This is a genomic window from Gracilibacillus halotolerans, assembly GCF_014206945.1.
GTDB classification, from domain to species: domain Bacteria; phylum Bacillota; class Bacilli; order Bacillales; family Amphibacillaceae; genus Gracilibacillus; species Gracilibacillus halotolerans.
In genome coordinates, this window is the sequence record NZ_JACHON010000003.1 from 40,233 (window position 1) to 54,503 (window position 14,271).

The window sequence follows — 14,271 nt, forward strand, 5'->3', positions numbered from 1 at the left end:
ATAAAAATGTATGAATGTGAAATGAATTAGCTAAATTTAGCATATTGTAAAAAGAATGGTTTATCTGCATGGCATGGATGTTTATCGTAAAACGAATTTAAGATAATGATCCTCAATCCTCCTAATTATTTCAAAGTCTGTCGTTAATACATAAAAACCAAATTACAGTTAGAGATTGGTCGTTTATTTAAATTTATAGTAGTAGCTAAAATGTAGTAAATAAAGATACTCAGGAGGAATATAATGCATGAAAAGTCGGAAAGTAATAACTTTTTCTATACTTACTGTACTACTTTTAATCCTCCTCTTCTTGAATAGAGATACATTTTTAGGGCTAGGAGAAGCTTCGTCAACGAATATAGATGAAATGGGGTTTGCGCCAATGGTAGAAATCGAAGGAAATCAAAAGATTATGAAAATGCGTTCGAAATATTCTAGTGACAAGTTTCAAGCAGGCATGAATATCCTCATTTATGGCCATCCGAATATGAAGGAGGCTAAGAAAGTATTTGAACACTTACGTAGCTTGGGTATTAACAGTATTGCACTAAATTTCCCCTTTTTTCAAACGGATTGGCAAGCGAGTGAGGTGTCAACAGATCAAGTTGATACACCGACGATGAAAGAACTACGGAAGTTAATAGAAATGGCACATGACTCCGGCTTAAGCGTCATGATTAGGCCAATTATGGATGAGCAAGCCTTCTTATCTACAAATAGATGGAGAGGACAAATCGAACCGAAAAACCCAGATCAATGGTTCGATAGCTACGAGGCATTGATCCTTTCTTATGCTAAATTAGCCGAATCAACTAATACTAAATCGCTAAACATAGGTACGGAATTATCCTCTTTGCAAAATAAGTATCAAAATCGCTGGAAAGCGTTGATTGAAAGTATTCGTGATGTTTATAGCGGAGAATTAATCTATTCATTTAACTACGATACGGTCTCGGGGATTCCATCTATTGAGTTTGTTCATTTACTTGATCATGTAGGGATTGATGCTTATTTTCCATTAAACGTACCAGATAATGCTTCGACAGAAATGTTGGAGGAGGAATGGAGAAAGCAGTTAAGCAACCTACAAGAGTCATTATGGGATAAATCCATCATCGTTACGGAAGTTGGAATTCTCCCTATAACAGGTGCGTACAGAACTCCTTATGTATGGAGCTTTCCTAACGGGACGTATGATACTCAAGCTCAAATTAATTATTATGAAGCAACATTTAATATGTGGAAGCCAAAAGTAGACGGAATATATTGGTGGGTAATCGCACTTGATCAAGACCCTGATGAGATTAGTTACTCTCCGCTTACACTACCGACAGAGGGGCTAATTAAGAGTCATTATCTTTCAGGTGAAGAATAATCCATTATCGAGTTTATAGTATGCAAAATTTTATCAATTTTTATAAAACAGGCTAAAACCACTATTCTAAAGTGATTTTGCTTGTTTTTTTAATCTAATTTAAAAGTCTTGCGTCATTATATTCACCCTTCTTTCATATAGTTTATAAGACACCTGAACGTGCGAAATGAGGATGAAATTACGTTTATTTACTGCAGAGTGCATGTTGCGAAGAGGAAAATCCTTTATCTTCTAGGTTTGTAACCATTATTGAAAGGGAGGGAGAAATCTATATCATTTGTAAAAAATAATAGATAAAAAATCGCTTAAAAATTATAGCGAAGGAGTATGAAGATGAAAGCGGGAATTACGAGAATAAAAATACCTATGATTGTTTTTGCAACACTTTTTATGATACTAACAAATTTTTCGACGGTAACAGCAAAGGAAGAAGACCCAAATGTACTAGTCATTTATACAACCGAGGACGGGGAAATAAATGATAACCAGCGTTATTTAGATTTATTAATCGGTCATTTCACGCAAAATATTCGGTTTGTTAGTAGTGATGAAGTAACGAAGAGAGACTTGCGCTCTGTAACACATATCTTTTATTATGGTCAATTTGCAACGGAACTCCCTGCTAAATTTGAAACATTATTTGACGAGTTTGAGGGAACACTCGTAGCAGTTGGTTATAATGCTGAAAGACTCGGGGACCAATTTGCATTTATCGAACCAAATCATGAAGTAACTGTTGATCAGATTTCTTTAGCAAATGAAGAAGCATCGTTGGATATTTCGAAATTGTATGTTATTGAAATACAATCTAGCGAGGATTCAGAGATTTTAATTAAGGGTCGAATGAAAAATGAGGATATAGATTATCCCATAATGGTCAAACAGGATAGCAATTATTATTACGCTTTTGATACATTGGATTCACAGCAATCCATCCTTTTTGCTGAGATGCTTCATGATGTGTTTCAAGCTGACCACGAGCATAAGTATACTGGCTACATTAGGTTGGAAGATGTTCATCCTTTAGTAGACCCTAAGCCACTTAAGGAAATAGCCAGTGTTTTAAAAGAAAAGGATATACCGTATATGGTGGCGGTCATACCGATTTATACGAATGAGAGTACTGGTAAGAGAACAACGTTTGCTGATTCCCCTGAACTAATAAAAGTATTAAAGCAAATTCAACGGGATGGGGGAAGTATTGTTCTCCATGGTTATACACATCAGTTTAGATCATCAGAGACGGGTGAAGGATTTGAATTTTGGGATGTAGAAAATAATTCACCAATCTATGCTCCAGAAGATGTAGAGCTCAATCTAAAGGATGAACAAGAATTTTCCTCAAGAGCGGAATATGATAAATATATAAGCGAATTACAAGAGTACGAGAAAGAGTATACTATTACAAAAATAAATAAAGGCATTGACGAATTAGCTAAATATGGATTGTACCCACTAGCCTTTGAAGCCCCTCACTATACAATGTCCCAATACGGTTATCAACTTGTGTCAGAGCGATTCTCTACGTACGTAGGCCAAGTTCAACTAAGTGATAAAGATTGGGTGATTATGGACACCTCACCTTACATTACTTCGCCATCCATTTATCATGGGATGCAGTTACTTCCAGAAACAATGGGTTACGTTCAGCCAGAAGACCCGCACTCGATACAAAAGATGATAGATAGCACAAAAAGAATTGGAATGGTTCGTGATGGCATGTTTGCCGCATTCTATCATCCTTATTTAGGAGCAGAAGGGTTTAAAAAATTAATGGTAGAAATAGAGAAGTTAGAGAATGTTTCATGGATTGATTTAAAAGAAATGGATGTATGGGTTAAAGGCGATAATGTATCCATTCATACAGAAAACGGTAAAATCATTAAGGAACTGAATCAGTTAAAGGTTGTCTATTCTTCTTTAGATGCTCCTGTTTATTATATAGGTCAATTTTTTAAATATTTAGCATGGATTATAGTCGTTATCGGTGGAGCGGCTGTTAGTTCATTTATTTTCTTCACGATTCAATCAAATAGCAGAAATAAACAAGTAGAGGGGTAAGAAGGATGGCGGATTTATTTATATATGTATCACTTCTCTTGATTTGGGCGATGTTATTTTACCACGCCTTCCTTATGTTAGGTGGTTACTATCATTCATTGAAATATAAAAATTATAAAAGGAGGTTAAATCGGTTAAACCTACCGGAAGGGGAATATCCAACTGTAAGCATACTTATACCCGCTCATAATGAAGAAATGGTTATTGTGGAAACAATTCAATCAATGATTCAATTAGATTATCCAAAACATAAATTAGAAGTAGTGATTATAAATGATAATTCTAGTGATCAAACTGGTTCGATTATAGATAAGTATGCGAAGGCATATTCATATATTCACGCTGTTCATACTAAACCACCTTTTGCCGGAAGGGGGAAATCAGGAGCGCTCAATCAAGGGTTCAACTATTCGACTGGTGAAATTATCGCTGTTTATGATGCCGACAACACTCCAGAGCCTTCCGCTATAAAGAACCTTGCAATAGGCTTAATGAAAGATAGGAGAGCAGGAGCCATTGTTGGTAAATTCCGTGTCGTGAATGCAAATAAAAATCTACTAACGCGACTCATCAATATAGAAACCTTAACATTTCAATGGTTAGCTCAAGCAGGAAGATGGTTATGGTTTCGAATGACTACGATTCCTGGTACTAATTTTGCAATACGGAGAAGGGTGTTGGAGGAATTAGGAGGATGGGATGAAAAGGCATTATCGGAAGACACGGAATTAAGTATTAGGGTGTATAACCTTGGCTATTATATTCGCTTTTTCCCGGAGGCGATTACGTGGGAACAGGAGCCAGAGAATATACGTGTCTGGTGGCGTCAAAGAACGAGATGGGCGAGAGGAAATATCTACGTTATTTTAAAGTATCTATTTCAGATGCATAAGTTAAAAAATAAAAAAGTCATTATCGATATCTTTTATTTCTTATTCACCTATCTTTTATTCTTTGGTGGTGTCTTAATCTCTCATATAATATTTATAGTGAATCTAGTGCATGATTTAGAGTTATCCATCGGAGTAGTATCGTATGCTTTATTGATAACAGGCTTTCTGTTGTTTGTTACGGAGATTTGTTTAGCGTTAAGTATTGAACAGAGGCAGCTTACACTTAAGAACTTTTTAATTGTGTTATTGATGTATTTTACTTACTCTCAGTTGTGGGTGTTCCTGGTAGTTCGTGCCACGTACTTAGAAATAAAGCGTGTGCTGTTCAGACAGGAAATAACATGGTATAAAACACAGCGCTTCAAACAGTTAGAACGGAAACGGAATTCGGCATAAGTTATTCGATAAAAAATAGTGAAAATACCTAGATAGGAAGTGGTTATACACGGGAAAACCACTTCCTATTCCTTGTGGAAAAATTACCCTTTATCTGTACTACCAAGGGTTACGAAACTTCTTACTTATTTAGTAATCAAACGTTGTTGACGTTTTCAGATAAATAGACTATTATATGCGTAACCGGTTACTGTAACCCGTTACTGAAACCCGTTACAGTAAATGAACAATTTTAAGAGTTGTCAAACCGATAACATTATAGAAGAGGTGAACAGCATGGACTTTTTATGGGGTATATTAGGTATTGTATCAGTGTTAGCGATTGCATATTTTTTCAGTCTTGATAGAAAGCAAATATATTTAAGAACAATTTTAGGCGCATTAGCCATTCAAATAATTTTTGCATTTCTTACGTTAAAGTCTACAGCTGGACGAGCTGTATTAGAATGGATTTCATCTATTTTCACTAGAGTAGTGGACTATGCAAACGAAGGAATTTCCTTTATGTTTGGTCCCCTAGTAGGTGATGGTGCTGTTTTTGCTTTTGAAATACTAACGATAATTATTTTCTTCTCTTCCCTAATTTCGATTTTATATTATTTAGGGGTTATGCAATGGTTTATTAACATTATTGGTGGTTTCCTGTCAAAATTATTAAAAACAACGAAAATCGAATCATTAGCTGCTTCTGCAAATATTTTTGTTAGTCATACAGAGGCACCACTTGTTGTAAAACCTTTTATTAAGAAAATGCACCAATCTGAGTTATTTGCCATGATGGTAGGAGGATTTGGATCAGTATCTGGTTCTGTTCTTGTTGGGTATTCATTAATGGGAATTCCACTTGAATATCTATTAGCAGCAACATTTATGTCTGCGCCAGCAGGGTTATTAATTGCAAAAATAATTATACCGCTTCCAAAAGAAGCAAGGGAACAACTAATTGAAGAAGGCAAAGGTACAAAGATTGAGTCTGCAGAAGAAGACAAACCAGCAAACGTAATCGATGCCGCGGCAACTGGAGCATCTACAGGTTTGAAAATGGCAATAGAAGTAGCTGGGACACTATTAGCATTCGTTGCTATTATCGCTCTGATTAACGGTATTCTCGGTTCTGTAGGTGGAATGTTCGGCTTTGATTTAACGTTAGAAGGAATATTTGGGGTCATTCTTGCTCCAATCGCATTTTTAATCGGTGTTCCATGGGAAGAAGCATTTATTGCGGGACAGTTTATCGGTCAAAAGATTGCTATTAATGAGTTTGTAGCTTTTGCAAATTTAGGTGAAGTCATTGATACACTATCTGACAAAGCAACGATTATATTAAGCTTCGCATTGGCTGGATTTGCGAACCTTGGATCGATCGCCATTCAGATTGGCTCCATAAGCACGCTTGCTCCAAATCGTAGAGCTGAAGTTTCCAAATTAGGATTTAGAGCAATGTTAGGTGGTTGTTTAGTTTCTCTATTAAACGCGGCGATTGCAGGGATGTTCATTTAATCATAGTGAACGAATTTATTTTGAAGCGTTGTAGCAAAGTGAACACACTTGCTCCGACAATAGGAAGCTATAAAAGTAAAACTCTCTAATTGATAAATCTATTATATAATAATTGATATAGAACGTTTTTAGCGGATAAAAATAATGAATTATAGGTGATAGAAGATGGTAACAATTAGAGATGTTGCAAAATATGCGAATGTTTCCGTAGCAACCGTATCAAGGGTGTTAAATAATAAAGGGCAAGTTAGTGAAGAGACGAAGCGGAACGTTAGGGAAGCGATTGAGCATTTAAAATATCGACCCAATCTAGTTGCTCGTACATTATATAAAAAAACATCGAGTATGATTGGGTTGATAGTACCCGATATTACGAACCCTTTTTTTCCGGCTTTAGCACGTACCGTTGAAGACCGAGCAAGATCTTACGGATATACGGTAATTCTTTGTAATACAGATGGCTCTACAGAAAAAGAAGCCGATTATATAAGCTCTCTGCAACAAAAAGGGATTGATGGGATTATCATTTCTACGAATCGTTCAGAAGCGGATGACTTTAAGGATATTGACATACCACTTGTAGCATTAGACCGTATTGTGAATAGTGAAATTCCTACTGTAACAGCAGAGAATAAGAATGGAGCGATAAAAGCAACCAAACATTTAATAGATGTAGGGTGTCAAAAGGTTGTTCATATACAGGGACCTCGAGAGTTAGCTACAACGAATGACCGAAAGGACGGCTTTTTAGAAGTAGTCCAAGAAGCGGATATTGAACATGTGGTAGTAGAGGCAGATTTTGATATAAAGGTTGCGGAAGAAACAGCCTATCAGTTGTTGCAAGAACAAACTAATATTGATGGTTTCTTTGCAGGAAGTGACGTAATAGCGTTAGGAATCATAAAAGCTGCTCACCGATTAGGATTAAACATACCAGAGGATTTACAAATTGTTGGTTTTGATGGGATAGAAATGGGCAAAATCTTTATCCCTTCCTTAACAACTATTGAACAACCGATCTATGAAATGGGTGCTTTAGCAGTGGATTTATTATCCCAGCAGATTGAAAAGAAAGAATTAGACAAACATCTGTATGAATTCCCAATCAACTTAGTTATAGGAAATACAACGAAGAGATAGAGGAGGAATGTTGAATGAGAAAACCTACAATCACAGTAATTGGAAGTATTAATGTTGATTTAGTAACCGTCACAAACCGTCTTCCTGAGCAGGGAGAAACGATAAAAGGGGAAACGTTTGAAACAAAGTCAGGTGGAAAAGGAGCCAATCAAGCTGTTGCGGCAGCTCGCCTCGGAGCGAATGTTCAAATGATTGGTTGTGTCGGAGCCGATAAAAACGGAGCCGATATGCTGGAAACATTAGAGAAAGAGAATATTTCGACAAAAATGATACGGAAGGTTCCTCATACGAACACTGGGGTTGCAAATATTTTGCTATCGAATCAAGACAACCGAATCATTTATGTTCCAGGGGCTAATAATGAAGTGTCTCCAGAGTATGTAAAGCAATTTAAAAATGAAATATTAGCAAGTGATCTCGTCCTCATTCAGTTCGAAATCCCTCAAGAGACCGTTTTATACTGCCTTGATTTCTGTGCTGAAAACAATGTTCCGATTATCGTAAACCCTGCACCAGCGAATACGATACCGGAAGAATACTGGAATAAAGCGACATATATCACACCTAATGAGGGAGAAGCTGCTCACTTATTTAATCTTGAGTATATGAGTGATGACCTAAATGATAAGTTAATTATTACAAAGGGAGAGCATGGTGTTTCCTATCGTGTTAACAACGAAAGATTATTAATACCAGCTAACACCGTGACACCGGTAGATACGACGGGTGCAGGCGATACATTTAATGGAGCGTTATGTACGGCACTTTCCGAACAAAAGACAATGGAACAAGCGATTGTTTTTGCAAACGCAGCTTCAGCACTTTCGATTCAAAAGTTTGGTGCACAAAGTGGGATGCCAACAAGAGAAGAAGTAGAAGCATTCTTAGAGGAAATAAATAATGTAGGTTAAAAAATATCCTCCATTACAACGAAGATTAAATCTAATAGATGAGGTGACATCATGGAAAAACGAAAAATTATAATCGATACAGATCCAGGAATAGATGACACATACGCGATAATCGCGGCTTTAAAATATGAGGGATTCGATGTTCAAGGAATCACAGTAGTTGCAGGTAACGTCGGACTAGACAATTGTGTAAACAATGCGCTAGGTATCGTGAATTTAATGGATGCTGAATGTCTTGTGTACCCGGGAGCAGAAGCGCCATTAAAGCTTTTAAATGAGAACAAGACATATACGTTAGACGGATTAGTGCATGGGGAAAGCGGGTTAGGAACGGTTCAACTCACACCTGACTTTTCAAAAAAATCGGATACTCATGCAGTAGATTATATCTTGGAAACTGTTAAAGAGAATCCTGGTGAAATAGAAATTATCGCTTTAGGACCACTTACGAATATAGCATTAGCTATCCAAAAAGATAAAGAAACAATGAAAAAAGTGAAAAAGATTTGGTCAATGGGTGGCGGTGTTCGGTATGGGAACCGTACGCCAGTAGCTGAATTTAATTATTGGGCGGACCCAGAAGCTGCAAAAGTGACGTATGATGAAATTGGAGAAGAAGTGGAAATTAGCATGATTGGCTTAGATGTTACGCAACAAACTCGCTTTAACTTAGACGACCTATTCTTTTTACGTACAGAATGTGGGGAGCTTGGAGCATTATTAGGTGAGATGTCCAATCATTATATGGAGACATATTGGAATGCACTACGTATCACTGGTGTGATTGTCCACGATTTAGTGGCAGTTATGCTAGCAATTGATCCTAGTTTAAGCAGTGAAGACGATGTGTTCGAGCGTGTGAACTTACAAATGGAATGTGAAGGAATATGTGCTGGACAGTCAGTGGTACAGTTTACTCCGAATGAAACAGAAGCTAAAAACGCAACAGTGTATATGGGGATTGATAACGTAGAATTTAAAAAAGCTTTCTTCCAACTCGTTTTCCCTGAATATTATACGATGTATAAAAAATATATCCTTTCATAATACAGTACAATAGTTAATCATAATCTATTAGAATCCACCCGGATAATGTACCAACTAAAACTGGTTCATTATTCGTTTTTTTGTGCTTTGTCCTATTAACAGAAAAATAAATATATTCAGAAATCATTCATTTTACTTCTATATATAAAGGATATATACTAGTTTGTATTAGCGTGAATGGTAGAAATGTTAATATACTTATGATTTTCCTATTATAAACAAGTTAGACAACAAACAGAGGAGGAGATTTTATAATGGCGAAGGATCGTTATCAAAAAGGTATAGACAAGATACAGGAACTTACATCATCACCAGATGATAATCCAACAGGCTTCATGGATATTGGGGATGGATTTAAAGACATCGCTCCTGATTTAAGTAGATATGTTGTTGAATTTGCATTTGCGGATATTTATTCTCGTCCTGGAATCGATAATAAACAAAAGGTTCTTACAACAATTACTGCATTGGTTGCGCAAGGGAAACCACAAATTGAAATGCATATTAAGACTGGTCTTAGTGTCGGTCTTAAACCAGAAGAGATTGTTGGGTGCATTGTACACCTTATTCCATATGTAGGATTCCCAAGTGTGCTAAATGCTCTAAAAGCGGCACAGAAAATATTTAAAGAACAAGGTGTCACAGTAGATACGTCTGCTGTTGAGTAGAACGATACATACAGTAAAAAGGCTTCTAATCAGGGATATACTTGATAGGAGCCTTTCATTGTATAAGTTGTCTTAAAAACTAGGCGTCTATCATCTGTCGATACATAAAGAAAAGAAATTAAAGAAAGGGGAGATTCTATGGCTATAAGTAATGTGGATATGAAGCATTTAAAACGATGTGTAGAATTAGCAAAGATAGCTCTGGAAAAAGGTGATGAGCCATTTGGTTCGGTGCTCGTTTCAGCTGATGGGGAGGTACTTGCAGAGGATCACAATCATGTTGCGGGTGGGGATTATACGCAACATCCTGAATTTGCTTTGGCTCGATGGGCAGCGGAAAATCTAACTCCAGAGGAAAGAGGTAAGGCTACCGTTTACACTTCTGGTGAACATTGTCCAATGTGTGCTGCTGCTCATGGCTGGGTTGGTTTAGGACGAATTGTTTATGCGAGCTCATCAGAACAATTGGTAGAGTGGATGAATGAAATGGGAGTTGCGCCTTCACGTGTACGAAATCTCCCGATACAAGAAGTAATTCGGGATACTGTAGTAGAAGGACCTGTACCTGAATTAGCGGAAGAAGTCCGACAGCTCCAGTTAGGATTTTATGCGAAGGATCAGTAACGACTTGCTATTAAATATTTTTTCGATGGGTTTGATAGTTCAAAATCTGTTTAACTCCTGAGATTAATGATATGTAAAAGTAAAAAATATCCCAATAAAGAAGATAGAGACGAAGCGCCGTAAATAAAATGAGTGGCACCTAGGTTTAGTGAAGATGCTATCGTTTGGTTTTTGAAAACCCATGGATATGGACTCTGGATGGTAAGATAATGCTGGTTTCCCGATAACAAAATCTCACCAAAGAGGAGACAGGTCCAGTGAAGTATAAGAATAGTAGGAGCACCCACAACGTAGAATAGTATGTACGATATTGTGTGCTCCAACGTTTAAGAGACAAATAATGTATGGGAAATAGAATAGAGGTTTCGATTAAACTATACGAGAATTATGTGAATGAAAAGTGTAACCATACATATGTTAATAAGTATCCTTCAAAATTAAGCGTAACCCAATTCATGGACTACTCAAAAGGGAAAAGAAATGTAATAATATTTGATTCCTCTACTTAAAGCATTACAAAACAATGCTTTAAGTAGAGGAATCAAGTGGATCAAATGAGTTACGCGAAGGAAAGAAAATGGCTCTATATTTGTCCATTTACAAAAGTCCAAAATGGCTCATTTCATCCACATTAATGAATAATCACTGTCTAAAGTATTTCTTTTGATACATTTTTAATGTCAACCGTAACCCAAAGCTTGAATTGGATCCATTCTAGCTGCCTTCCTCGCAGGCATAATTCCAAAAATAGTACCAATAAGCATGGAAAATAGTATCCCTCCAATAATTACTGGTAAGGAAATTAAAGAAGGCCAACCAGCAACATAAGAGAAAATCATAGCCCCCCCTGTACCAAATAGTATACCAATTAATCCACCAAATAAAGTGAGTACAATAGACTCAATTAGAAATTGTGTTAAGATTTGTTCACGGGTCGCTCCAAGTGACATACGGATTCCTATTTCTCTTGTTCGCTCCGTAACAGAAACGAGCATAATATTCATTACACCAATTCCACCAACGAACAAAGAAATCCCAGCAATGCTCCCAATAATAATCGTCATAATATTTGTTACCTTAGCGACCCCATCAGCTATTTCTTCCATATTCATGACTTGGTAAGCATCTTCCTTATTATGAATCCGATTTAATATATTTGTAGCCTTTTCCCCCGCTAAGCGCAAATTTTCCGGGGTCTCGGCCTGAATAGAGATCTCACTGATAGCTGTACTAGAAAAAATACTTTGCCACGTCTTGAGTGGTAAATAAATGGCATTAGAGTCAAATGCAAATATATTTTTTTCTTCTTTCAGTACACCGACAATCTCTACAGGCTGGGACTCAATATAGATGATTTTACCCATCATTTCATCATTGTCAAATAACTCATCGCGAAATGATTCACTTACAACTGCAGTACGGTTACCAGCAAAAAAATCCCTAGAGAGAAGCATTCGACCGGAGCTAACTTTCAATTGGTTCACTTCCATATATATATCGCTTACCCCTGTTATAAGTCCGTTCGTACTTTTCCCTTTATAACTGACTTTGGTTCTTTCTGAACTGGATGCCACGATACGCTGTACTTCAGAGATGTTTTCAATTGTCCTAATATCTTGGAACGTAAAGGAAGCTTCCAAGAGACTATTAGGATTTGCTTGCAATTCTTCTTCAGAAGGATTGTAGTAAAGTTCAATTGTGTTTTTTTCTCCGACAAATTGTGATTTTAGCATTGCTTCGCCACTTTTTCCAACTGCAACCACAGCGATTACTGATCCTACACCGATAATAATACCAATAATTGTAAGGGAGGAGCGCAGCTTATGAGTGAATATTGAAGATAAGGCCATTTTTATATTTTCAAATATACTCATGTACTAATCTCCCCCTTATATTCAGATCCAGTGACAATGCCATCTCTGACAAAAATTTTTTTATCTGCATATTTCGAAATCCACATTTCATGGGTGACAAGAATAATGGTTGTTCCTTCCCCGTGCAACATGGAAAATAGGTCCATAATTTGTCTGCTTGTTGTTGTATCCAAAGATCCAGTTGGTTCATCTGCTAATATAATTTGAGGCTGATTGACAATCGATCGAGCAATCGCAACTCGCTGTTTTTGTCCACCTGATAACTCATTTGGAAAATAATTTATGTGGTCAGCAAGTCCAACCTTTTTTAATGCTGCGATAGCACGTTTACTTCGCTCATCCTTGGGAAGTCCTGCATAAATCATTGGCAGTGCGACATTCTGAAATGCAGTCAATCGTGGAAGTAAATGAAATTGTTGAAACACAAAGCCGAATGAACGATTTCTGACATTTGCTAGTTCCTTTTCTTCGTAGCTAGAAACCACTTTGTTATTCAGCCAATAGTCTCCACTTGTTGGCCTGTCCAAACAACCGAGAATGTTCATAAGTGTTGATTTACCAGAACCTGATGGACCCATAATCACTGCAAATTCTCCTTGCTTGATTTGTAAGTGGACACTATTTAGTACTTTCATCTGTTTTCCACCAAGATTATAATTTTTAGAAATGGAGTCAAGATATATCATTTTGTATCCACTTCCATTCCGTTTGTTACCTTTTCTGAATTTAAAATGACTTTCTCTTTCAAGTGCAGACCATTTTTAATCTCAATCACTTCATTCGTAGCTACGCCAAGTTCTACATCCTTTCGTGTTGCTATACCATCATTGATAACGTATACAAAATCAGAATCTACGTCCTGTTCTATAGCAGTTATGGGGAGTACATGGACTTTATTTGTATCTACAACTATCTCCAGCAGCATTTTAAATCCTGGTTTTAAATTAATCTCTTTATTTTCCAGAGTCACTTCCAATGCATATATTGAATCACTATTCCCCTCTTCTAATTCTGATAGCTTTGGAAAATTGGAAATAAAGCTGACTTTCCCTTTCCACACTTGATCGGGAACAATGTCCGATGTTAATTTTACTTGCTGACCTGTTTTTACTTTCAATCTATCATATTCTGAAATGTTTCCCTTAACTAAAAATGTATCTAATGAACCGATTTGCATTATAGGTTGATGTTCTGCTTGTCCGCTTTCACTCAAAGCATCTTCATCAATTGAAATGACCACCCCGTCAATATTACTTTTAACAGTTGTCTCTGAAATTTGTTTCTCAATAGCTGTTTTTTCTAGTTGTATTTGTTCAATTTCGATATTGATTTGTTGTTGTCGAAGCTTGATTTCATCGTGCTCTATCTGTAGCTGTTTATTGTCTATATCTTTTTCTAGTTCTTCATCGATATATCTATGTTGTTTGCGGATGTTTTCTAACTCCAGGTTTTGTGATCTAAATCGTAATTCATTCAGCTTCTTCTCATTTAAAAGAGATTCATTTGAATATTCAAAAAGTGGTGTTCCCCTCTCAACTACATCACCTTCTTTCACAAGCAGTGATTCTATCTCCCCTTTATCCGGCTGAATGTAGATGTCTAGTTTGTTAGCTAGATTTAATTTTCCAGGGACAATTATTGTTTCTTCTAATGTATCTTCTTTTAAAGAAACAATATCAACTTTGGTTGGGTTACTGCCTCCAATCTCTCGCCATAAATATAGACTGATGAATACAATCATTAAAAAGATAATACCTGCATAAAGTATTTTTTTGTTCATTT

At 36.5% G+C, this 14,271-nt stretch carries 12 protein-coding genes; 9 read left to right on the forward strand and 3 right to left on the reverse strand.

Features of this window, described 5'->3' with window-relative positions:
• Positions 1-247: 247 nt before the first annotated feature.
• The 9 genes from GGQ92_RS05650 (at position 248) to GGQ92_RS05690 (ending at position 10,615) form a co-directional block, all read left to right on the forward strand.
• Complete coding sequence (locus GGQ92_RS05650; protein WP_184245494.1) at positions 248-1,375, forward strand: glycoside hydrolase family 113; 1,128 nt, start codon at positions 248-250, stop codon at positions 1,373-1,375.
• 333 nt (positions 1,376-1,708) lie between these two features.
• The gene (locus GGQ92_RS05655) at positions 1,709-3,436 is read left to right on the forward strand and encodes a DUF2334 domain-containing protein (RefSeq protein WP_184245496.1); all 1,728 of its coding nucleotides are present in this window, start codon (positions 1,709-1,711) and stop codon (positions 3,434-3,436) included.
• Positions 3,437-3,441: 5 nt separating this feature from the next.
• Positions 3,442-4,725 carry a glycosyltransferase family 2 protein gene (locus GGQ92_RS05660; RefSeq protein ID WP_184245498.1) on the forward strand — a complete coding sequence of 428 codons (1,284 nt, stop codon included), beginning with the start codon at positions 3,442-3,444 and terminating at the stop codon, positions 4,723-4,725.
• A gap of 276 nt (positions 4,726-5,001) precedes the next feature.
• Positions 5,002-6,225, forward strand: a complete 1,224-nt coding sequence (locus GGQ92_RS05665; RefSeq protein ID WP_184245500.1) for a NupC/NupG family nucleoside CNT transporter — start codon at positions 5,002-5,004, stop codon at positions 6,223-6,225.
• A 165-nt stretch (positions 6,226-6,390) separates the two neighbouring features.
• Positions 6,391-7,365 carry a LacI family DNA-binding transcriptional regulator gene (locus tag GGQ92_RS05670; protein ID WP_184245502.1) on the forward strand — a complete coding sequence of 325 codons (975 nt, stop codon included), beginning with the start codon at positions 6,391-6,393 and terminating at the stop codon, positions 7,363-7,365.
• A 14-nt stretch (positions 7,366-7,379) separates the two neighbouring features.
• Complete coding sequence (rbsK, locus tag GGQ92_RS05675) at positions 7,380-8,276, forward strand: ribokinase (RefSeq protein ID WP_184245504.1); 897 nt, start codon at positions 7,380-7,382, stop codon at positions 8,274-8,276.
• A 51-nt stretch (positions 8,277-8,327) separates the two neighbouring features.
• Entirely contained in the window at positions 8,328-9,323 is a 996-nt protein-coding gene (locus GGQ92_RS05680) for a nucleoside hydrolase (protein WP_184245506.1), read from the forward strand.
• A gap of 254 nt (positions 9,324-9,577) precedes the next feature.
• Complete coding sequence (locus GGQ92_RS05685) at positions 9,578-9,991, forward strand: carboxymuconolactone decarboxylase family protein (RefSeq protein WP_184245508.1); 414 nt, start codon at positions 9,578-9,580, stop codon at positions 9,989-9,991.
• A 138-nt stretch (positions 9,992-10,129) separates the two neighbouring features.
• Positions 10,130-10,615 carry a nucleoside deaminase gene (locus GGQ92_RS05690; protein WP_184245509.1) on the forward strand — a complete coding sequence of 162 codons (486 nt, stop codon included), beginning with the start codon at positions 10,130-10,132 and terminating at the stop codon, positions 10,613-10,615.
• 680 nt (positions 10,616-11,295) lie between these two features.
• Here GGQ92_RS05690 and GGQ92_RS05695 read toward each other — a convergent pair.
• Genes GGQ92_RS05695 through GGQ92_RS05705 form a run of 3 tightly spaced genes read right to left on the reverse strand, consistent with a single transcriptional unit; the run spans position 11,296 to position 14,269 of the window.
• Entirely contained in the window at positions 11,296-12,489 is a 1,194-nt protein-coding gene (locus GGQ92_RS05695; RefSeq protein ID WP_184245511.1) for an ABC transporter permease, read from the reverse strand.
• Complete coding sequence (locus tag GGQ92_RS05700) at positions 12,486-13,175, reverse strand: ABC transporter ATP-binding protein (RefSeq protein ID WP_184245513.1); 690 nt, start codon at positions 13,173-13,175, stop codon at positions 12,486-12,488. Before GGQ92_RS05700 ends, GGQ92_RS05695 begins: the two co-directional genes overlap by 4 nt.
• Entirely contained in the window at positions 13,172-14,269 is a 1,098-nt protein-coding gene (locus GGQ92_RS05705) for an efflux RND transporter periplasmic adaptor subunit (protein ID WP_184245515.1), read from the reverse strand. The genes GGQ92_RS05700 and GGQ92_RS05705 overlap by 4 nt, the downstream gene beginning before the upstream one ends.
• Positions 14,270-14,271: the final 2 nt, after the last annotated feature.

Excerpts from the sequence above, each read along its gene's own strand:
- GGQ92_RS05660 (WP_184245498.1), top strand. The coding sequence starts at position 3,442 with ATGGCGGATTTATTTATATATGTATCACTTCTCTTGATTTGGGCGATG.
- GGQ92_RS05665 (WP_184245500.1), top strand. The coding sequence starts at position 5,002 with ATGGACTTTTTATGGGGTATATTAGGTATTGTATCAGTGTTAGCGATT.
- rbsK (WP_184245504.1), top strand. The coding sequence starts at position 7,380 with ATGAGAAAACCTACAATCACAGTAATTGGAAGTATTAATGTTGATTTA.
- GGQ92_RS05690 (WP_184245509.1), top strand. The coding sequence starts at position 10,130 with ATGGCTATAAGTAATGTGGATATGAAGCATTTAAAACGATGTGTAGAA.
- GGQ92_RS05680 (WP_184245506.1), top strand. The coding sequence starts at position 8,328 with ATGGAAAAACGAAAAATTATAATCGATACAGATCCAGGAATAGATGAC.
- GGQ92_RS05685 (WP_184245508.1), top strand. The coding sequence starts at position 9,578 with ATGGCGAAGGATCGTTATCAAAAAGGTATAGACAAGATACAGGAACTT.
- GGQ92_RS05650 (WP_184245494.1), top strand. The coding sequence starts at position 248 with ATGAAAAGTCGGAAAGTAATAACTTTTTCTATACTTACTGTACTACTT.
- GGQ92_RS05670 (WP_184245502.1), top strand. The coding sequence starts at position 6,391 with ATGGTAACAATTAGAGATGTTGCAAAATATGCGAATGTTTCCGTAGCA.
- GGQ92_RS05655 (WP_184245496.1), top strand. The coding sequence starts at position 1,709 with ATGAAAGCGGGAATTACGAGAATAAAAATACCTATGATTGTTTTTGCA.
- GGQ92_RS05700 (WP_184245513.1), bottom strand. The coding sequence starts at position 13,175 with ATGATATATCTTGACTCCATTTCTAAAAATTATAATCTTGGTGGAAAA.
- GGQ92_RS05705 (WP_184245515.1), bottom strand. The coding sequence starts at position 14,269 with ATGAACAAAAAAATACTTTATGCAGGTATTATCTTTTTAATGATTGTA.
- GGQ92_RS05695 (WP_184245511.1), bottom strand. The coding sequence starts at position 12,489 with ATGAGTATATTTGAAAATATAAAAATGGCCTTATCTTCAATATTCACT.